The sequence below is a fragment of the Hydrogenophaga sp. LT287 genome (assembly GCF_055702805.1).
On sequence record NZ_JBVPZC010000015.1, the window covers coordinates 27,925 to 47,631 of the forward strand.

At 63.7% G+C, this 19,707-nt stretch carries 17 protein-coding genes; all 17 read left to right on the forward strand.

Features of this window, described 5'->3' with window-relative positions:
* Window positions 1-24: 24 nt before the first annotated feature.
* Window positions 25-1,668, forward strand: coding sequence for a 3-(methylthio)propionyl-CoA ligase (locus AC0GNR_RS12340; protein WP_472901254.1), 1,644 nt, complete (start codon window positions 25-27; stop codon window positions 1,666-1,668).
* Between the two features lie 133 nt (window positions 1,669-1,801).
* On the forward strand, window positions 1,802-3,013 hold the full coding sequence (locus AC0GNR_RS12345) for a branched-chain amino acid ABC transporter substrate-binding protein (RefSeq protein WP_472901255.1): 1,212 nt from the start codon (window positions 1,802-1,804) through the stop codon (window positions 3,011-3,013).
* A 161-nt stretch (window positions 3,014-3,174) separates the two neighbouring features.
* On the forward strand, window positions 3,175-4,404 hold the full coding sequence (locus tag AC0GNR_RS12350; protein ID WP_472901256.1) for a branched-chain amino acid ABC transporter substrate-binding protein: 1,230 nt from the start codon (window positions 3,175-3,177) through the stop codon (window positions 4,402-4,404).
* A 154-nt stretch (window positions 4,405-4,558) separates the two neighbouring features.
* Window positions 4,559-5,584 carry a branched-chain amino acid ABC transporter permease gene (locus tag AC0GNR_RS12355; RefSeq protein WP_472901257.1) on the forward strand — a complete coding sequence of 342 codons (1,026 nt, stop codon included), beginning with the start codon at window positions 4,559-4,561 and terminating at the stop codon, window positions 5,582-5,584.
* 4 nt (window positions 5,585-5,588) lie between these two features.
* Window positions 5,589-6,881, forward strand: coding sequence for a branched-chain amino acid ABC transporter permease (locus AC0GNR_RS12360; RefSeq protein ID WP_472901258.1), 1,293 nt, complete (start codon window positions 5,589-5,591; stop codon window positions 6,879-6,881).
* A 53-nt stretch (window positions 6,882-6,934) separates the two neighbouring features.
* Entirely contained in the window at window positions 6,935-7,729 is a 795-nt protein-coding gene (locus AC0GNR_RS12365) for an ABC transporter ATP-binding protein (protein ID WP_472901298.1), read from the forward strand.
* Window positions 7,730-7,742: 13 nt separating this feature from the next.
* The gene (locus tag AC0GNR_RS12370; RefSeq protein ID WP_472901259.1) at window positions 7,743-8,438 is read left to right on the forward strand and encodes an ABC transporter ATP-binding protein; all 696 of its coding nucleotides are present in this window, start codon (window positions 7,743-7,745) and stop codon (window positions 8,436-8,438) included.
* A gap of 226 nt (window positions 8,439-8,664) precedes the next feature.
* Window positions 8,665-10,773, forward strand: coding sequence for a 3-hydroxyacyl-CoA dehydrogenase NAD-binding domain-containing protein (locus tag AC0GNR_RS12375; RefSeq protein ID WP_472901260.1), 2,109 nt, complete (start codon window positions 8,665-8,667; stop codon window positions 10,771-10,773).
* A 147-nt stretch (window positions 10,774-10,920) separates the two neighbouring features.
* Complete coding sequence (locus AC0GNR_RS12380; protein WP_472901261.1) at window positions 10,921-12,096, forward strand: acetyl-CoA C-acyltransferase; 1,176 nt, start codon at window positions 10,921-10,923, stop codon at window positions 12,094-12,096.
* A 28-nt stretch (window positions 12,097-12,124) separates the two neighbouring features.
* A complete protein-coding gene (locus tag AC0GNR_RS12385) occupies window positions 12,125-13,495 on the forward strand; it encodes an acyclic terpene utilization AtuA family protein (RefSeq protein WP_472901262.1) in 1,371 nt (456 codons plus the stop codon).
* A 1-nt stretch (window position 13,496) separates the two neighbouring features.
* On the forward strand, window positions 13,497-13,829 hold the full coding sequence (locus AC0GNR_RS12390) for an AtuA-related protein (RefSeq protein WP_472901263.1): 333 nt from the start codon (window positions 13,497-13,499) through the stop codon (window positions 13,827-13,829).
* A gap of 46 nt (window positions 13,830-13,875) precedes the next feature.
* Window positions 13,876-14,844 carry a Bug family tripartite tricarboxylate transporter substrate binding protein gene (locus AC0GNR_RS12395; RefSeq protein ID WP_472901264.1) on the forward strand — a complete coding sequence of 323 codons (969 nt, stop codon included), beginning with the start codon at window positions 13,876-13,878 and terminating at the stop codon, window positions 14,842-14,844.
* A 151-nt stretch (window positions 14,845-14,995) separates the two neighbouring features.
* On the forward strand, window positions 14,996-16,819 hold the full coding sequence (locus AC0GNR_RS12400; protein WP_472901265.1) for an acyl-CoA dehydrogenase: 1,824 nt from the start codon (window positions 14,996-14,998) through the stop codon (window positions 16,817-16,819).
* Window positions 16,819-17,121 carry a Dabb family protein gene (locus AC0GNR_RS12405; protein WP_472901266.1) on the forward strand — a complete coding sequence of 101 codons (303 nt, stop codon included), beginning with the start codon at window positions 16,819-16,821 and terminating at the stop codon, window positions 17,119-17,121. Before AC0GNR_RS12400 ends, AC0GNR_RS12405 begins: the two co-directional genes overlap by 1 nt.
* A 200-nt stretch (window positions 17,122-17,321) precedes the next feature.
* Window positions 17,322-18,113: an SDR family oxidoreductase gene (locus AC0GNR_RS12410; protein ID WP_472901267.1), complete on the forward strand. Its 792-nt coding sequence runs from the start codon at window positions 17,322-17,324 to the stop codon at window positions 18,111-18,113.
* Between the two features lie 108 nt (window positions 18,114-18,221).
* On the forward strand, window positions 18,222-18,650 hold the full coding sequence (locus AC0GNR_RS12415) for a PaaI family thioesterase (protein ID WP_472901268.1): 429 nt from the start codon (window positions 18,222-18,224) through the stop codon (window positions 18,648-18,650).
* Window positions 18,651-18,685: 35 nt separating this feature from the next.
* Complete coding sequence (locus AC0GNR_RS12420; RefSeq protein ID WP_472901269.1) at window positions 18,686-19,705, forward strand: NADP-dependent oxidoreductase; 1,020 nt, start codon at window positions 18,686-18,688, stop codon at window positions 19,703-19,705.
* Window positions 19,706-19,707: the final 2 nt, after the last annotated feature.

The following is a 19,707-nucleotide window of genomic DNA, read 5'->3' on the forward strand; positions in this document are numbered from 1 at the left end:
TGTTGCTACCCAAGGAGATGCCCCATGCTGGGACAAATGCAAAGCCAACCGCTGCTGATTTCCTCGCTCATCACCCACGCTGAGCGCCACCACGCCACCGGCGAAATCGTGTCTCGCCGGGTCGAAGGCGACATCCACCGCACCACCTGGGGCCAGATCGCCAAGCGCTCGCGCCAGGTGGCCAACGCGCTGGACAGTCTGCACCTAGCCTTTGGCGACCGCGTGGCCACGCTGGCCTGGAACGGCTACCGCCACCTGGAGCTGTACTTTGGCGTCAGCGGCACCGGCCGCGTGCTGCACACGCTGAACCCGCGCCTGCACCCCGAGCAACTGGCCTGGATCATCAACCACGCCGACGACCGCGCCATCTGTTTCGACATGACCTTCCTGCCTTTGGTGCAGGCGGTGGCAGCCAAGTGCCCCGGCGTGAAACACTGGGTGGCCCTGTGCGACGCCGACAAACTGCCCGCTGACAGCGGCGTGCCCGGCCTGCTGAGCTACGAGGCCTGGATGGCCCACCAGAGCGACGCCTACCTGTGGCCCGATCTGGATGAAAACAGCGCATCAAGCATGTGCTACACCAGCGGCACCACCGGCAACCCCAAGGCCGCGCTGTATTCGCACCGCTCGACCATCCTGCACGCTTACAGCGGCGCCTTGCCCGATTCGCTCAACCTCAGCGCCCGCGACTGCGTGTTGCCCGTGGTGCCCATGTTCCACGTCAATGCCTGGGGCATCCCGTACTCGGCCGCGGCCACTGGCTGCAAACTGGTGTTTCCCGGCCCGGCGATGGACGGCAAGTCCATCTACGAACTGCTGGAAAGCGAGCAGGTGACCATGGCTGCTGGCGTGCCCACGGTGTGGCAGATGCTCCTGGGCCACATGCAGGCGGGCGGGCTGAAGTTCAGCACCATGAGGCGCACGGTGATCGGCGGCTCGGCCTGCCCGCCGGCCATGATCAACACTTTCAACAACACCTACGGCGTGGCGGTGCTGCACGCCTGGGGCATGACGGAAATGTCGCCCCTGGGCACGGTGTGCACGCTGAAAAATGCCCAGCTGGCGCTGTCGCCCGAAGCGCAGACCCAGGTGCTGCTCAAGCAGGGGCGCGCGGTGTACGGCGTGGACATGAAGATCGTGGACGAAGCCGGCGTGGAGCTGCCATGGGACGGCAAAACCTATGGCGACCTGCTCGTGCGCGGGCCGTGGATCATTGCCAGCTACTTCAAGGGGGAGGGCGGCGACCCGCTGCGCTACGACGCCGCGGGCAAAGGCTGGTTCCCCACCGGGGATGTGGCCACCATCGACGCCGACGGTTTCATGCAGATCACCGACCGCAGCAAAGACGTGATCAAGTCAGGCGGCGAGTGGATCAGCTCGATTGACGTGGAGAACATCGCCATGGCCCACCCGGCTGTGGCGATGGCGGCCTGCGTGGGCATGAAACACCCCAAATGGGACGAGCGCCCGATTGTGGTGGTGGTGAAAAAGCCGGGCACCGAGGTGTCGCGCGACGAACTGCTGGCGTTCTACGAAGGCAAGATCGCCAAATGGCAGGTGCCTGACGACGTGGTGTTTGTGGACGCGATTCCGCTGGGCGCGACCGGGAAAATGCAAAAAATGACGCTGCGCCAGCAGCTCAAGGACTACGTGTTGCCAGGGCTGTGAACAAGCTTGGGCCGACAATGCTCCTATGACGAACCCCCTGCAGATCAAGCGTCCGTTGGCCCAACCAAGCTCCCGCCCCAGAGCCGGGCGTTGGCGCGGTTGGGTTGGTGCTGTGTGGTCTGGGGCGTGTCTGGTGCTGGCTCCCTGGGGCGCGCAAGCGGCCAGCCCGTTGCCGCTGCAGGGCCAGACGGTGCGCATCGCCTTCATCGACCCGCTCTCAGGACCTGCAGCCGACATTGGCCGCAACAGCCTGCGCAGCTGGCAGTTCATGGCCGAGCACAAGGGCGGCGGCGCCAACCCGGCGGGCGTGCGCTTTGTGGTGGCGGGTTTTGACAACAAGGGTTCGCCGCAAGAAAGCCTGAACGCGCTCAAGGCGGCCATCGACCAAGGCTTTCGTTACATCGTTCAAGGCAACGGCTCGGGCGTGGCTGCGGCCTTGAGCAACGCCATTGCCCGGCACAACCTGCGCAGCCCCGAGCGTGCGGTGGTCTTTATCAACTACGCGGCCATGGACCCGGAACTGACGAACGAGAAATGCAATTTCTGGCATTTCCGCATCGACGCCGACACCGCCATGAAAATGCGCGCCATGACAGGCTTCATGGCAGCACAGCCCGATCTGCGCCGGGTGTATCTGCTCAACCAGAACTACGCACACGGTCAGCAGTTTTCCCGCTATTTCCGGGACACCATGGCGCAGCAGCGGCCCGACGTGCAGATCGTGGGCGATGAGCTGCACCCGCCCTTTCAGGGCCACGATTTCACTCCGCACGCGCGCAGCATCCAGGCCTCGGGCGCACAGGCGCTGGCCACCGGCAACTGGGGTGCCGACCTGCGTGACCTGGTGAAGGCCCTGCACAAGCAAGGCGTCTACCTGCCGATTTACGCCTATTACCCGGCGCTCAAAGGGGTGCCAGAGGCGCTGGCCGAAACCGGTGGGCGCCTGCCGGTGTATCAGGTGGCCTACAACCACAGCAACCAGGCCGGGCCCATTCAGGCGCTGGCCACCGCCTTTCGCAAGCAATACGCTGAAGACCTGACCATTTACGCCAGCTACGACGGCATCGAAATGCTGAGCCACGCCATGGCACACGTGGGCTCAACCGATCCCGCAAGGGTGGCGGGGCGCCTGAGCGGCATGATCTTCAAAGGCTTCAACGGGCCGGTGCACCTGCGGGCTGACGACCACCAGCTGCTCAAGGGGCTCTATGTGTCGCGCTGGCAAAAAGTGGACGCCACCCACCCCAGAAGCGCCGAAGAAACGGGCTACACCTTTGCCCCTGTGCAGTACATGGACGCGGCCCAGATCAGCGGCCCCACCAGCTGCCAGATGCAGCGGCCTTGAAGCGCCCCCACAGGCGCCAACTGAGCGCTTCGAATGTATGCAAATGCTACGGTTGTGCTAGCGCACAGTCACTTGCGCGATAGCGTCTAGGGGCAATCCCTGAGCGCTGGCTTACACCAAAAAGGTACGCTGGCGTTTTGCCACCCACCAGGAGACCGTCCATGAATTTCGCTCTCAAATCGATTGCTGTTGCTGCCATGTCTTTGTCGCTGGCGAGCGCCTTTGCCCAGAAGGGCGAGACGGTCAAGATCGCCTGGATTGACCCCCAGACCGGTCTGATGGGACCGGTGGGCAACAACCAGCTCAAGAGCTGGCAGTTTTTTGCTGAAAAGTACTCAAAGAGCAACCCCGCTGGCGTGAAATTTGAAGTGGTGGGCTTCGACAACAAGCTCAGTCCCGCCGAAAGCCTGACCGCCATGCAGGCGGCCATTGACCAGGGCGTGCGTTACCTGGCCCAGGGCAACGGCTCGTCGGTGGCTGGCGCGCTGATCGACGCGGTGAACCGCCACAACGCGCGCAACCCCGGCAAGGAAGTGATCTTCCTCAACTACGCGGCCGTGGACCCAGATTTCACCAACAGCAAGTGCAGCTACTGGCATTTCCGCTTCGACGCCGACACGTCGATGAAGATGGAAGCCATGACCACCTACATGAAGGACAAGACCGACGTCAAGAAGGTCTACCTGTTTAACCAGAACTACTCGCATGGCCACCAGGTGGCCAAGTTTGCCAAGGAAAACCTCAAGCGCAAGCGCCCAGACATCCAGATCGTGGGTGAAGAGTTGCACCCGCTGGCCCAGGTGCGCGACTTCGCGCCCTACATCGCCAAGATCAAGGCTTCCGGCGCCGACACCGTGATCACCGGCAACTGGGGTTCTGACCTGGCGCTGCTGGTCAAGGCCGCCAACGAAGGCGGTTTCGACGGCAAGTTCTACACCTACTACACGGGTGTCACCGGCACCCCCACGGCACTGGGCAAGGGCGGCGAAGGCCGCGTCTACCAGGTGGCTTACAACCACTACAACATGGGCGAACCCATGAAGGGCTGGATGGCCGAGTTCAACCAGCGCTTCAAGGATGACATGTACACCGCCGCCATCCCCAACATCTACGCCGCGCTGGGCGATGCCATGGCCAAGGCCAAGTCCACCGACCCGGTGAAGGTGGCGGCCACGCTGTCGGGCCTCAAGTTCAAGGGCTTCAACGGCGAGGTCGAGATCCGCAAGCTGGACCACCAGTTGCAGCAACCGCTGTACATCACGCGCTGGCAAAAGACCGATGCCAAGCACCCCTACAGCGCCGAAAACACCGGCATGACCCTGGTGCCTGTGCAGGAGTACCCGGCCTACGTGGCCAGCACGCCCACCAGCTGCCAGATGAAGCGCCCCTGAACGCTCGCTGGTGACGCACTGCTTTCGGGCCGCTTGCACCGGCGGCCCGAAGGTATGCTTTGCGCCTGTTCTTGACGCGTGACCCTTTGACGGGACACGCCCCATCTCCCTTTTTCTTTTGGACCCTGCACGAAGGTCCGGAAAGTCACACGCCGTGGAGTTCTTCATCATCTCCATGCTCAACGGGTTGAGCTATGGGCTCCTGCTGTTCATGTTGAGTTCGGGTCTGACCCTGATCTTCAGCATGATGGGGGTCCTGAACTTTGCCCACGCGAGCTTCTACATGCTGGGCGCCTACATCGGTTATTCGATTGGGCAGGTGGTGGGTTTCTGGCCAGCGCTGCTGCTCGCCCCGCTGGCCGTGGGCATGCTGGGCGCGTTGTTTGAACGGCTCAGCCTGCGCAAGGTGCACAAGTTTGGCCACGTGCCCGAGCTGCTCGTCACCTTTGGCCTGTCCTACATCATTCTGGAACTGGTGCAGCTGGTCTGGGGCCGCACGGCGGTGCAGTTCCGTCCGCCCGAGGTGCTGCAGGGCTCAGCGCTCACCCTGGTCAGCCATGCCACCGACGGGCTGAGCCTGGTCTGGGGCAGGGCGCCGGCCGAGATGTGCGGCGCCGTGGTTCAGACCATCTGCTCACCCTTTCCCGCCACCCGTGCCTTCATGATGCTGGTGGCCGTGGTGATGCTGGCCAGCGTGTGGCTGCTGCTCACCCGCACCCGCGTCGGGCTGGTGATTCAGGCCGCGCTCACCCACCCCGAGACGGTGGAAACCCTGGGCCACAACGTGCCGCGTGTCTTCATGCTGGTGTTTGGCGCCGGTACCGGCCTGGCCGGGCTGGCCGGCCTCATTGGCGGCAGCACCTTCGTGACCGAGCCGGCCATGGCCGCCACGCTGGGTTCACTCATTTTTGTGGTGGTGGTGGTGGGCGGGCTGGGTTCGCTCTCGGGTGCGTTCCTGGCGTCCATCATCATTGGCGTGGTGCAGACCTTTGCCGTGGCGCTGGACCACTCGCTCATCGGGCTGTTCCAGGGCATGGGACTGCCACTGTCCGAGGCCTGGCAAGACAACTCGGTGCTCAAACTCACCATCTCGCAGGTGGCGCCCATCCTGCCCTATCTGTTCCTTGTCCTGGTGCTGATCTTCCGGCCCAAGGGCTTGTTGGGCACCCGGGAGACCTGACACCATGGCATCCACTCACTACAGTTTCAAACCCTACAACGTTGGCCGTTGGGTGATCTGGTCGCTGTTTGCGCTCGTTCTCCTGTTTGCGCCCAAGGTGTTCACCAGCAACCTGTCGGTGTCCATGCTGGCGCAGATGGGCATCGCCATCATTGCCTGCCTGTCCTACAACATGCTGCTGGGACAGGGCGGCATGCTCAGTTTCGGGCACGCGGTCTACACCGGGCTGGGTTCGTACATGGCCATTCATGCCTTGCTCAGGGTGTCCGAAGGCGCGCTTTCACTGCCGGTGAGCATGGTGCCGCTGGTGGGTGGCCTGGCCGGTATGTTTTTTGCTGTGCTGTTTGGTTATGTCACCACCAAAAAAGCCGGCACCACCTTCGCCATGATCACGCTGGGCATGGGCGAGCTGGTGTTTGCCATGTCGCTCATGTTTTCCGAGTTTTTCGGTGGCGAAGCCGGTGTGACCGCCGACCGCGTGGTGGGCGATGCGGTCATGGGCATCACCTACGGCCCGGGTGTGCAGGTGTACTACCTGATCGCGGTCTACACCTTTGTCAGCGTGGCGCTCATGTTTGCCTTCACCCGCACACCGCTGGGCCGCATTCTCAATGCCGTGCGCGACAACCCGGAGCGCGTCGAGTTCATTGGTTACAACACGCAAATGGTGCGTTACCTGGCGTTCATCATTGCGGGGTTCTTTGCGGGCATTTCCGGTGGTCTGGCCGCCATCCAGTTTGAAATCGTCACCGCCGAGGTGGTGGGGCCGATCCGCTCCGGGGGCTACCTGCTGTTCACCTTCCTGGGCGGCGCCACCTTCTTCTTCGGGCCCATCATCGGCGGCATTTTGATGGTGCTGGCCTTTGTGCTGTTCTCGGAAATTACCAAGGCCTGGCTGCTCTACCTGGGACTCATCTTTTTGTTCATGGTGATGTATGCGCCGGGCGGCATTGCCAGCCTGATCATGATGAACCTGCGGGTGGCTGCCTTTGGCCGGCTGCGCGAGCTTTGGGTGAGTTACCTGGCTCTGGCACTGACCGCGCTGGTGGTGCTGGCCGGTGCGGGCGCGCTGATCGAGATGGTCTACCACCTTCAGCTGAGCACTGCCATGGGAGAGACCGTGAGGTTTCTGGGCGTGACCCTGAACACGCAGGCGGCCGACAGCTGGTTTGGTGGCGTGTTCGTCATGCTCACCGGCATGGGCCTTTTTGAGGTCACGCGGCGCATGTTCATGCAGCAGTGGTCGGCCATCCAGACCGACATTGAAAAAGAAATCAAGCGCCGGGAGACCCAATGAGCACCCAACACGCGACCCCTGCGGCGCCCGCTGCCGCGCCGTTTGACCAGTCCATGAGCCACATCCATGCCGGTGGCTACGCGCTGGAACTGCGCCAACTGCACAAGAACTTTGGCAAGACGGAGATCATCCGGGGCGTTGACCTGGCGGTGCGCAGCGGCGAGCGGGTGGCCATCATCGGCCCCAATGGCGCCGGCAAGTCCACCTTGTTCAACCTGATTTCGGGCCGGTTTGCCCCCACCAGCGGCGACATCTTGCTGGGCGGCCAGCGCATCAACGGCAAAAAGCCGTTTGAGATCAACCGCATGGGGCTGTCGCGCAGCTTCCAGATCACCAACATCTTCCCCAAGCTCAGCGTGTTTGAAAACCTGCGCTGCGGCGTGCTCTGGAGCCTGGGCTACAAATACACCCTGTTCCGCTTTCTGGCCGACATGGACGACGCCAACGACCGCGCCGAAGATCTGATGCAGATGATCCGGCTGGACAAAAAGCGCGATGTGTTGGCCATGAACCTGACCTACGCCGAACAGCGTGCGCTGGAAATCGGCATCACCATCGCGGGCGGTGCCGGCGTGATCTTGCTGGACGAGCCGACCGCGGGCATGAGCAAGAGCGAAACCACCCGCTTCATTGACCTGATCCGCGAGGTGACGGTGGGCAAGACCCTGCTGACCGTGGAGCACGACATGGGCGTGGTGTTTGGCCTTGCCGACAAGATTGCGGTGGTGGTGTACGGCGAGGTGATTGCCTTCGACACCCCGGAAGCGGTGCGTGCCAACCCGAAGGTGCAAGAGGCTTATCTGGGTTCGGTGCTGGCCGACGAGCAGGCCGCATCGGTCGGACACTGAGGAAGACCGCACCATGCTGAAAATCGAAAACCTTCACGCTTACTACGGCAAGAGCCACGTGCTGCACGGCGTCTCGTTTGAAGTGGGCAAGGGCGAGATCGTGGCGCTGTTGGGGCGCAACGGCTCGGGGCGCTCTACCACGGCCAAAGCCATCATGGGCCTGGTGGACTGCACCGGCACCATCACCTGGAAAGGCCAGTCCATCCAGGGCAAAAAGCCGTTTGAGATTGCGCACATGGGCCTGGGCTATGTGCCTGAAAACCGCGATATTTTCCCCAAGCTCACCGTGCACCAGAACCTGCTGCTTGGGCAAAAAGGCAAGGGCAAAGGCTCGCGCTGGAGCTTTGACGACATGTACGCCATATTTCCCCGCCTGAAAGAGCGCGAGCACACCGAAGCGGGTGTGCTTTCTGGCGGTGAGCAGCAAATGCTGACCCTGTGCCGCACGCTCATGGGCGACCCGGACCTGATCATCATCGACGAGCCCACCGAGGGCCTGGCACCCAAAATTGTCGAGCTGGTGGGGCAGTACCTGCAAACCCTGAAAGCGCGTGGCGTATCGGTGCTGCTGATTGAGCAGAAGCTCACCATTGCCATGGCCATCTCAGACCGGGCGCTGGTCATGGGGCACGGCAGCATCGTGTTTCAGGGCACGCCAGACAGCCTGCGGGCCGATCCTTACACCCGAAGAGAGTGGCTGGAGGTTTGAACGCTGCCTGCGCCGCCTGCGGCGTCATCCCCCACTGGGGGGCGATGCCTCTGGCCTGGCCAAGCCAGTTTCACGGCATCTCTGAGCAAGACCCCCGCGCCGTTGACTCTCTTGCGACAAGTGGCGCTTGCCGCACCGGACAAATTCCCTAAAATCGCACGATCGTTCTTTTTTTGGACGTGCATCCCTTACCGATCCACTTACTGATCCACACAGAGGAGATTCCATGACCGCTGAGTACCAGGTCCACGGCGACGTCGCCGTCATCACGCTGAACAACCCGCCGGTCAACGGTCTGGGGCTGTCCACCCGCCAGGCCATCGTGGAGGGCCTGGACAAGGCTCAGAACGATGCCGCCGTCAAAGCCATCGTGCTCACGGGCGCTGGCAAGGCGTATTCGGGCGGCGCCGACATTCGCGAATTTGGTTCGCCCAAAGCGGTACAAGAACCCAATCTGCTGAGCGTGATCCTGGCGGTGGAAAACACCAGCAAACCGGTCATTGCCGCCGTGCACAGTGTGTGCATGGGTGGCGGCTTGGAGCTGGCGCTGGGCGCGCATTACCGCATTGCAGCACCCGGCTGCAGCGTGGCCTTGCCCGAGGTGAAACTGGGCCTGATTCCCGGTGCCGGTGGTACGCAGCGCCTGCCGCGCGTGCTGGGTGTGGAAGCCGCGCTCAACATGATCGTCAGTGGCGAACCGGTGAAGAGCGAGATGCTGGCGCAGTTGCCCGGCCAGAAGCTGTTTGACAAGATGGCTGGCTCCAGCGAGTCGCTGGCCGAAGAGGCCTTGGCCTTGGCCCGCGAGATGGCGGCCAAACACGCTGACGGTTCGGCTTTGCCACTGGTGCGCAACCTGCCGTGCAAGCACAAAGACGGCGACGCCTATTTCCAGTTTGCGCGCAACATGGTCAAAGGCATGGCCAAGAATTTCCCGGCGCCCGCCAAGTGCGTGGACGCCGTTGAAGCCGCGACCAAGAAGAAATTCAATGACGGCATGGTCTTCGAACGCGAGATCTTCATCGCTTTGATGTGGACGCCCGAGTGCAAGTCGCTGCGCCACCTGTTTGTGGCCGAGCGTGCTGCCAGCAAGATCCCCGACGTGCCGGAAGACACGCCCAAGCGCGCCATTGAGTCGGTGGCCGTGATCGGTGCCGGCACCATGGGCGGCGGCATTTCCATGAACTTCCTCAATGCCGGCATCCCGGTGAAGATGCTGGAAATGAAGCAGGAAGCGCTGGACCGCGGCGTGGCCACCATCCGCAAAAACTACGAAGCCCAGGTGAAAAAGGGCAAGCTCAAGCAAGACAAGTACGAGCAGCGCATGGCCCTGCTGAGCACCACACTGACCTATGACGACATCGGCTCGGCCGACCTGGTGATTGAAGCGGTGTTTGAAGAGATTGGCGTCAAGGAAGCGGTGTTCAAGGAACTCGACCGCGTGATGAAGCCCGGCGCCATCCTGGCGTCCAACACCTCCACGCTGGATGTCAACAAGATCGCCAACTTCACCCAGCGCCCGCAGGACGTGGTGGGCATGCACTTCTTCAGCCCGGCCAACGTGATGAAGCTGCTGGAAGTGGTGCGCGGTGAAGCGACCGCCAAAGACGTGCTGGCCACGGTGATGGCGGTGGCCAAAAAGATCAAGAAGACAGCGGTGGTTTCCGGGGTCTGCGACGGCTTCATCGGCAACCGCATGATCGAGCAATACGGCCGCCAGGGCGGATTTTTGCTGGACGAAGGCTGCACGCCCGAGCAGGTCGACAAGGCCATGGAAAAGTTCGGCATGGCCATGGGCCCGTTCCGCATGGGCGACCTGGCCGGTAACGACATTGGCTGGGCCATTCGCAAGCGCCGCTACCAGGAAAAGCCGGACATGAAGTACAGCAAGACCGCTGACCTGCTGTGCGAGAAGGGTCGCTACGGTCAGAAGACCGGCGCCGGTTGGTACGACTACGTGCCGGGCAAGCGCGACGCCATCCCGAACGCCGACGTGGTGAAGATGATCGAGGACCACCGCGCCGCCCTGGGCATCACGCCGCGCAAAATCTCCGACGAAGAAATCGTGCAGCGCCTGGTGTTTTCGCTGGTGAACGAAGCCGCACACATCCTGGAAGAGGGCATTGCCAACAAGGCCAGCGACATCGACGTGGTCTACATCTTTGGTTACGGCTTCCCGGTGTACCGCGGTGGCCCGCTGAACTACGCCAACGAAGTGGGCTTGTTCAACGTGGTCCAGGCCATGAAGCGCTTTGCCAAGAATCCGCTGGACGACGCCAAGTTCTGGGAGCCGGCGCCCTTGCTGGCCAAGCTGGCTGCCGAAGGCAAAACCTTCTGAAGATGAACGCCCCCCTGCGCCGCTTCGCGTCTTCCCCCCGAGGGGGACGCTCCCTGTGGCCCGTCCTGAGCTTGTCGAAGGGCGGTTCCACGGGAGCCTTGGACGGGGCGGTTTCGCTCAACTCTTGAATTTCACCTGGAATCCATCATGACCAACGCCGTCATCGTATCCACCGCCCGCACGCCCCTGGCCAAGAGCTGGAAGGGCGCCTTCAACATGACCCATGGCGCCACGCTCGGCGGCCACGCCGTGCAACACGCCGTGCAGCGCGCCGGCATCGACGCCGCTGAAGTTGAAGACGTGATCATGGGTTGCGCCAACCCCGAGGGCGCCACGGGCGCCAACATCGCGCGCCAGATTGCGCTCAAGGCCGGCCTACCCATCACGGCATCGGGCATGACGGTCAACCGTTTTTGCTCGTCGGGCCTGCAGACCATCGCCCTGGCCGCACAGCGCATCATCGCCGGCGAAGGCGATGTGTACGTGGCCGGCGGCGTGGAGAGCATTTCTTGCGTGCAGCAGGAAATGAACACCCACATGCTCAAAGACCTCGCGCTGGAAAAGATGAAGCCCGAGATCTACTGGAACATGCTGCAAACCGCCGAGCAAGTGGCCAAGCGCTACGGCATTGGTCGCGACGCCATGGACGAATACGGCGCCGCCAGCCAGCAGCGCGCTTCGGCCGCACTCGAAGCCGGCCTGTTCAAAGCCGAAATTGCGCCCATGACGGTGACCGCCGGCGTGGCAGACAAGGTGATGGGCCTCATGACCAAGCAGGTCACGATCGAGAACGACGAAGGCATCCGCGCCGGCACCACGTTTGAAGGCATCCACGGCCTGCGTTCGGCGCTGCCGGGTGGCCTCATTTCGGCCGGTAACGCCAGTCAGTTTTCAGACGGCGCGGGCGCCTGCGTGTTGATGAATGAAACCCTGGCCGAAAAGCGTGGCCTGCAGCCGCTGGGCCGCTTCCTGGGCTTTGCCGTGGCCGGTTGCGAGCCAGACGAAATGGGCATTGGACCCGTGTTCGCCATCCCCAAAGTGTTGGCCCGCCTGGGCCTGAAGATGGACGACATCGACCTGTGGGAACTGAATGAAGCGTTTGCGGTGCAGGTGCTGTATTGCCGCGACAAGCTGGGCATTCCACACGACCGGCTCAACGTCAACGGCGGCGCCATTGCGGTGGGCCACCCCTACGGTGTGTCTGGCCAGCGCCTGACCGGCCACGCGCTGATCGAAGGCAAGCGCCGCGGCGCCAAGCGGGTGTGCGTGACGATGTGCATTGGCGGCGGCATGGGCGCTGCGGGCATCTTCGAAGTCTTGTAATCCAGCCCGCCACCGCGCAGATCCGGACGTGCAAGACACCAGGCCTTACCGGATCGGCGCTGGCGCTGGCTACGCCGGGGACCGTATCGACCCCGCTGTGGACCTGGCCGAGCGCGGTGAACTGGATGTGCTCGTGTTCGAGTGCCTGGCCGAACGCACCATTGCCCTGGCCCAGCTGCGCCGTGCGGCCGACCCAGAGGCGGGCTACGACCCGATGCTCAAGGCGCGGATGCGTGCGGTGTTGCCAGCCTGCGTGCGCAACGGCGTCACCATCATCACCAACATGGGTGCCGCCAACCCGATGGCGGCGGGGCGCGCCGTGCTGGACGTGGCGCGCGAACTGGGCCTGCCGCGCCTGCGTGTGGCGGTGGTGACGGGCGACGACGTGTTGCCCTGGATGCAGGCGAACGACGTGCCGCTGATGGACTCGCCCGACAGCGTGCGGGCGCTGGACGGGCGCCTGGTCTCGGCCAACGCCTACCTCGGCGCCGACGCCTTGTTGCCCGCGCTGCAGGCAGACGTGAACGTGGTCATCACCGGTCGCGTGGCCGACCCCTCATTGTTTCTGGCGCCGCTCATGGCCCACTTTGGTTGGTCTGCAGACGACTGGCCCCGGCTGGGGCAGGGCCTGCTGGTGGGGCACCTGCTCGAATGTGCGGCGCAGGTCAGTGGCGGCTACCTGGCCGACCCGGGCCATGTGGACGTGCCCGATCTGCACCGCGTTGGCTTCCCGCTGGCCGAAGTGTCTGCCGACGTCAGCGCCGTCATCACCAAGTTGCCCGGCACCGGTGGGCGTGTGGACCGGCTGAGCTGCACCGCGCAACTGCTTTATGAGGTGGAGGACCCTGCGCACTACCTGCAGGCCGATGTGGTGGGAGACTTTTCACAGGTGCGCTTCAGCCAGCTCGAAACAGACCGGGTGCTGGCACAGGGCGCCAGCGGATGTGCCCGCCCAGAGCAACTGAAGGTGACGCTGGGTTACCGGGATGGTTTCATCGGCGAGGGTCAGATTTCGTACGCCGGCCTGGGTGCGCGCGCTCGGGGCGAACTCGCGCTGTCCATCCTGCACCAACGGCTGGACGACGCCGCGCTGTTCCATGGCCTCACCGGTCTGGAGCGCCGCGCCGAGTTGATTGGCGTGAACGCGATGCACGGCGCGCATCTGGGAGCTGACCGCGAGCCCTATGAGGTGCGTGTGCGACTCGCGGTGCGCTGCGCTACCCGCGCGCAGGCTGAAGCCGTGGGCCAGGAGGTGGAAACACTCTACCTCAACGGCCCGGCGGGGGGCGGTGGCGTGACGCAGACCGTGCGCGAGGTGATTGCAGCGGCTTCGGCTCTGGTACCGCGCAGCGCGGTACAACCCCGCTTCGACATCCTCGAACGCCACACAGAGGCCTGAGATGTCACCACCTCCCCCCACTTCCAAGGCGCCCCGCACCCTGCGCGACATCGCCATCGCGCGCTCGGGCGACAAGGGCAACCGGGCCACGCTCAGCGTGATTGCACTGGAAACGGCGGACTATGCCGTGCTGGAGCGCCTGCTCACCGTCGAGCGGGTGCGGGCCCACTACGCGGGCGTGGTGCTGGGCGAGGTTCAGCGCTACACGCTGCCCCACCTGGGTGCCGTGCACTTCGTCATGTTCGACGCGCTGGGCGGTGGCGTCACGCGCTCGTTGGCGCTCGACGCACACGGCAAAACCCTGGGTGCGGCACTGCTCGATCTGCCGCTCTGAGCCCTACACTGGACGGCCACTTTTCAACCACAAACAGGAGACTTTCATGGGTTCTATGTTCCGATTGCTGGCGACCACCGCTGCCGCGCTGCTGTGTTCATCCACCGCGCTGGCTCAGGCCTGGCCCGACCGGCCCATCAAAGCGGTCGTGCCCTTCGCCGCTGGCAGTGCCACCGACACCATTGGGCGCGCCTTTGCGATGAAGATGCAGGAGGCGCTGGGGCAGCCCATCGTGATCGACAACAAGCCCGGCGTGAACGGCATGCTGGGCGCTGATGCGGTGGCCAAGGCTGCGCCCGACGGCTACACCATCCTGATCGGCACCAACAGCACCAACGCGGCGCTCAAAAGCCTGATGAAGCAACTGCCCTACGATCAGGACAAGGCTTTTGCGCCCGTGGCCTACATGGGCTCGGTACCGCTGATCATGGCGGTCAACAACGACGTGCCAGCCAAGACCCTGCGCGAGCTGGTGGACATGGCCAAGGCCAAACCCACCTTCGTCACCTTCGCCAGTGCCAGCACCTCGCAGCTGGTGTCCACCGAGATGATGGCCGGCATGACGGGCATCCAGCTCACCAATGTGCCGTACAAAAGTGGCCCGGCCGCCATGACCGACCTCATCGGCGGGCAAGTGAACATGTTCAGCGCCGACTTTGCCGTGATGCTGCCGCAGGTCAAGGCTGGCAAGGTGCGTGGCCTCGCGGTCACGTCTGCAAAACGCTCGCCCGCCGTGCCCGACCTGCCGACCGTTAACGAAGCCCTGGGCCTGAAAGACTACGAGCTGATCGCCTACTTTGCGGTGTTTGCGCCGGCTGGCACGCCCGCTGACATCGTCAACAAGCTCAACCAGGCCGTGAACGCCGCCGCCAACAGCAAGGAAGTGCAAGAGCGGTTCGCCGGTATCGGCTTTGCCGTGGACCCAGGCACGCCAGCTGACCTGGCCAAGCGCAGCGCGGCCGAAACCGCCAAATGGGCCAAGGCGATCCGCGACGCGAAAATCGAACCCCAGTAACGGCTTTGCGGGGCGGTGTCGGCTGGCACTGTCCCGCAGCGGACTGTCTCGCGAGGGACGAAATTCGCTGCCCCATCGGGATGTGCCCCTTGTTCTCGCGCCGGTAGGCGGCACACTTGAAATCCACCGCCACTTCGCACGCACCGTTGCCATGAGCCTTCGCACCACCATCGACTTTTTGCTTTACGACTGGCTGGCCACCGAGGGCCTGAACCAGCGCGCGCGCTTTGCCGACCACAGCCGCGAAACGTTTGACGCGGTGCTGGACACCTGTGAACGCATTGCGCGCGAAAAGTACGCGCCGTTCAACCGCCTGGTGGACACGCAAGAGCCGCACTTTGACGGCGAAAAGGTGACGCTGCCGCAAGCCACGCACGACGCTCACAAGGCCTTTGCCGAGAGCGGCATGCTCAGCGCGGCACAAGACTATGCCGTGGGGGGCATGCAGTTGCCCTACACGGTGGAGTCGGCGTCCAACGCGTTCTTTGCCATGGCTTCGGTCAGCATCGGCAGCGGCATGCTGACCACGGGCAACGCCAATTTGCTGATGAAACACGGCACCGAAGCGCAGCAACGCGTGTTTGCGCTCAACGAATTCAGCGGCCGCTTTTCCGGCACCATGTGCCTGAGCGAGCCGCAGGCCGGGTCGTCGCTCAGCGACGTGGTGACCCGCGCTGTGCCGGACGGCGAGGGCTTTGAGGCCGACCCGCTGGGGCCGCGCTACCGCCTCAAGGGCAACAAAATGTGGATTTCGGCCGGCGAACACGAGCTGACCGAAAACATCATCCACCTGGTGCTGGCCAAGATTCCGGACGAACACGGCAAGCTGGTGCCCGGCACACGCGGCATCTCGCTGTTCATCGTGCCCAAAAAGCTGGTGGACGCCGAAGGCCAGCTGACCGGCGAGCGCAACGACGTGGCGCTGGCCGGCCTGAACCACAAATGTGGCTGGCGCGGCACCACCAACACCCTGCTCAATTTTGGCGAAGGCAAATACCCCGTGAAGGGCGAAGCGGGCGCTGTGGGCTACCTGGTGGGCGAGCCCGGCAAGGGCTTGCACTGCATGTTCCACATGATGAACGAGGCCCGCATTGGCGTGGGCATGGCCGCCACCATGCTGGGCATGGCGGGCTTTCACGCCAGCCTGGACTACGCGAAGAACCGGCCCCAGGGGCGCCCCGTTTCAAGCGGTGGCAAAGACGCCGCCGCGCCGCAGGTTCGCATCATTGAACACGCCGATGTGAAACGCATGCTGCTGGCGCAAAAGAGCTATTGCGAAGGCGCGCTGGCGCTCGAGCTGTATTGCGCCCGCCTGGTGGACGAGCAGCACACCGCGGCAGCGGACGTGGCCGACGATGCGCGTCTGTTGCTGGAGGTGCTTACGCCCATCGCCAAAAGCTGGCCCAGCGAATGGTGCCTGGAGGCCAACAGCCTGGCCATACAGGTGCACGGTGGCTATGGCTACACGCGCGACTTCCCGGTTGAGCAGTATTGGCGCGACAACCGGCTCAACATGATCCACGAAGGCACGCACGGTATCCAGGGCATGGACCTGCTGGGCCGCAAGGTGCTGATGGAAAACGGCAAGGGCCTGCAGTTGTTGACCGGGCGCATCAACGCCACCATCGAACGCGCCATTCAGCAGCCCGAACTGGCCGCGCACGCCAACGCCTTGGGGGCTGCGCTGGCGCAGGTGGGCGCTGCCACCAAAGCCGCCTGGGCCACCGGCAACCCGCAAGACGCGCTGGCCAACGCCGTGCCCTATATGCAGGCCTTTGGCCACACGGTGTTGGCCTGGATCTGGCTGGACGTGGCGCTGGCCGCCCTTGCGGCAGCAGACACACCGGCCCGCACCGGGCGCCTGGCGGCCATGCGGTTTTTCTTCCATTACGAGCTGCCCAAGATTGGCGCTTGGCTGCAGGTGGTGAGCAACCGCGACCAGACCTGCGCCAGCCTGCCCGAGGAGGCTTTCTGATGCTGCACCATGTGGTGATGTGGAAACTGAAAGAGCACGCCGAGGGCGCGGACCGGGCGACCAATGTGCGCAAGGCGCAGGCGCTGCTGCAAGCGTGTGCCGCGCTGGTACCAGGTGTGGTGCGGTTCGAGGTGGGCACAGCCCAGCCCGGGCTGGAATGCACCTACGACCTGGTGCTCAACACCCCCTTCACCGACCACGCCGCGCTGGCGGCTTACCAGAGCCACCCGGAGCATGTGGCCATCAAACCGTTCATGAAGGCGGTGGTGCAAGAGCGCCAGTGCATGGACTATGAGACTTGATACTTATTGATTCGGCCCTATGAAGTATCAACCGTTCGCCCTGAGCCTGTCGAAGGGCTGGTGCAATGTCTGAGGAAGGTTTCGACAAGCTCAACCCGAACGGACTTTAAGACTTCACTGGGCCGGATCTATAGGAACGTGCCCCCACCCCAACCCTCCCCCAGCGGGGGAGGGAGCCCAACAAACCTGAAGGAGACAACATGACCCGAAACATCCAGCAACTCTTTGACCTCAAGGGCAAAACCGCCCTCATCACCGGCGGCTCGCGCGGGCTGGGCCTGCAAATGGCGCATGCGCTGGGCGAGGCCGGTGCCCGTGTGGTGATCAGCTCGCGCAAAGCGTCTGACCTGGAAGAGGCGACCACCGAACTGCAGGCTGCCGGCATTGACGCGCGCTGGATTGCCGCCGACTGCTCGCTGGAAGAAGACATTCGCCGCCTCACCAGCGAAACCCTGCAGCGTGTGGGCGACGTGGACATTTTGGTGAACAACGCCGGCGCCGCCTGGGGCGCACCGGCCGAAGACCACCCGCTGGAAGCCTGGGACAAGGTGATGAACCTCAACGTGCGCAGCTACTTTTTGCTGAGCCAGCTCATCGCCAAGGGCAGCATGATTCCGCGCCGGTCGGGCAGCATCATCAACACCGCGAGCATCGCCGGCCTGGGCGGCAACCCGTCGGGCATGAAGACCATTGCTTACAACACGTCCAAGGGCGCGGTGATCAACTTCACCCGCGCGCTGGCTGCCGAATGGGGCGCCCACGGCATCCGCGTCAACGCCATTTGCCCGGGTTTCTTCCCCAGCAAAATGACCCAGGGCACCTTGAAGGCCATGGGTGAAGAGAAACTGGCCGCCCATGCGCCACTGGGTCGTCTGGGCGACGACGAAGACCTGAAAGGCCTGACGGTGCTGTACGCGTCCGACGCTGGCAAACACATCACCGGGCAATGGCTGGCCGTCGATGGCGGTGTCTCGGTTATCACGGGAGGCTGAATGAATTCACCCCATACCGTTCGGGCTGAGCCTGTCGAAGCCTTCACACGAACACCGCGCAAGTCCTTCGACAGGCTCAGGACGAACGGTCATTTTTGACAAGTCTCCATGCAGTTTTCGGTCCACATTCCCTTTGTCGAGCTGCTCGGCTTCGAGCTCCAGAAATTCGAGGGCGGCGAGGCAGAGATCGCCTTTGCGCCGCAGCCCGAGCATGAAAACTCGTTCAACGTGGTGCATGGTGGCGCCAGCATGACGCTGCTCGACGTGGTGATGGCGCACGCCGCACGCACGGTTGAGCCGGCCATGGGTTGCGTCACGATTGAAATGAAAACCAGCTTCATGCGCGCCGCCAAAGGGCCGCTGCTGGCCAAAGGCCGCCTGCTGCACCGAACCGCCACCATGGCCTTCACCGAGGGCAGCATTTTTGACGCGGCCGGCAAGCTCTGCGCCCACGCCACCGGCACCTTCAAATTTGTCGCCCGCCTGCCCGTGGGTGGCAAAAGCACCCAGGCTCTCAACACCATCAAGACCGACTGATCGGCCTCATACCTAACCCACCGGAGACCCACCCCATGCCCACCAACCACCAAATCGTGCTCGACAACCGCCCCCAAGGCGAAGCTACCGTGGACAACTTCAAGCTGGTCACCACCGAAACGCCGCCCCTGGCCGACGGCCAGGTGCTCGTGAAGCACCACTACCTGAGCCTGGACCCGTACATGCGCGGGCGCATGAACGACAGCAAGAGCTACGCCGCGTCGCAGCCGCTGGGCGAGGTGATGATTGGCGGCACCGTAGGCGAGGTGGTCGAATCGAAACACCCCAAACTCAAGGCCGGCGACCAGGTGGTGGGCATGGGCGGCTGGCAGGAGTACAGCGTGGTGGACGCCACCCAGCCCGGTGCGCTGCGCAAGGTGGACACCACGCACGTGCCGCTGTCGTATTACCTGGGCGCGGTGGGCATGCCTGGTGTGACCGCCTGGTACGGGCTCGTCAAGATCATCAACCCCAAAGCCGGTGAAACCGTGGTGGTGAGCGCCGCCACGGGCGCGGTGGGCAGCGCGTTTGCCGCGCTGGCCAAAGCACGTGGCTGCCGCGTGGTGGGCATTGCGGGTGGGCCGGACAAATGCCAGTACGCGGTCACCGAATTGGGCTTTGACGCCTGCATCGACTACAAGCTGCACCAGGACATGTATTCACTGGCCAAAGCCCTGAAGCAGGAATGCCCGAACGGCATTGATGGCTACTTTGAAAACGTGGGCGGCATGGTGCTCGACGCGGTGCTGCTGCGCATGAACGCCTTTGGCCGCATTGCGGTCTGCGGCATGATCGCCGGCTACGACGGCGCGCCACTGCCCCTGACGAACCCGGCCCTGATCCTGGTCAACCGCCTCAAGGTCGAAGGCTTCATCGTCAGCGAGCACATGGAAGTCTGGCCCGAAGCGCTCACCGAGCTGGGCACCCTGGTCGCCACCGGCAAGCTGCGCCCGCGCGAGACCATCGCCCAGGGCCTGGAGAACGCGCCCGAGGCCTTCATGGGCCTGCTCAAGGGCAAGAACTTCGGCAAACAGTTGGTCAAACTGATTCCCTGATG

Bases quoted from the DNA above. Each gene is read 5' to 3' on its own strand.
- AC0GNR_RS12400 (WP_472901265.1), top strand. From the start codon at position 14,996: ATGAGCCTTCGCACCACCATCGACTTTTTGCTTTACGACTGGCTGGCC.
- AC0GNR_RS12370 (WP_472901259.1), top strand. From the start codon at position 7,743: ATGCTGAAAATCGAAAACCTTCACGCTTACTACGGCAAGAGCCACGTG.
- AC0GNR_RS12410 (WP_472901267.1), top strand. From the start codon at position 17,322: ATGACCCGAAACATCCAGCAACTCTTTGACCTCAAGGGCAAAACCGCC.
- AC0GNR_RS12365 (WP_472901298.1), top strand. From the start codon at position 6,935: ATGAGCCACATCCATGCCGGTGGCTACGCGCTGGAACTGCGCCAACTG.
- AC0GNR_RS12350 (WP_472901256.1), top strand. From the start codon at position 3,175: ATGAATTTCGCTCTCAAATCGATTGCTGTTGCTGCCATGTCTTTGTCG.
- AC0GNR_RS12390 (WP_472901263.1), top strand. From the start codon at position 13,497: ATGTCACCACCTCCCCCCACTTCCAAGGCGCCCCGCACCCTGCGCGAC.
- AC0GNR_RS12340 (WP_472901254.1), top strand. From the start codon at position 25: ATGCTGGGACAAATGCAAAGCCAACCGCTGCTGATTTCCTCGCTCATC.
- AC0GNR_RS12420 (WP_472901269.1), top strand. From the start codon at position 18,686: ATGCCCACCAACCACCAAATCGTGCTCGACAACCGCCCCCAAGGCGAA.
- AC0GNR_RS12405 (WP_472901266.1), top strand. From the start codon at position 16,819: ATGCTGCACCATGTGGTGATGTGGAAACTGAAAGAGCACGCCGAGGGC.
- AC0GNR_RS12380 (WP_472901261.1), top strand. From the start codon at position 10,921: ATGACCAACGCCGTCATCGTATCCACCGCCCGCACGCCCCTGGCCAAG.
- AC0GNR_RS12395 (WP_472901264.1), top strand. From the start codon at position 13,876: ATGGGTTCTATGTTCCGATTGCTGGCGACCACCGCTGCCGCGCTGCTG.
- AC0GNR_RS12415 (WP_472901268.1), top strand. From the start codon at position 18,222: ATGCAGTTTTCGGTCCACATTCCCTTTGTCGAGCTGCTCGGCTTCGAG.
- AC0GNR_RS12375 (WP_472901260.1), top strand. From the start codon at position 8,665: ATGACCGCTGAGTACCAGGTCCACGGCGACGTCGCCGTCATCACGCTG.
- AC0GNR_RS12360 (WP_472901258.1), top strand. From the start codon at position 5,589: ATGGCATCCACTCACTACAGTTTCAAACCCTACAACGTTGGCCGTTGG.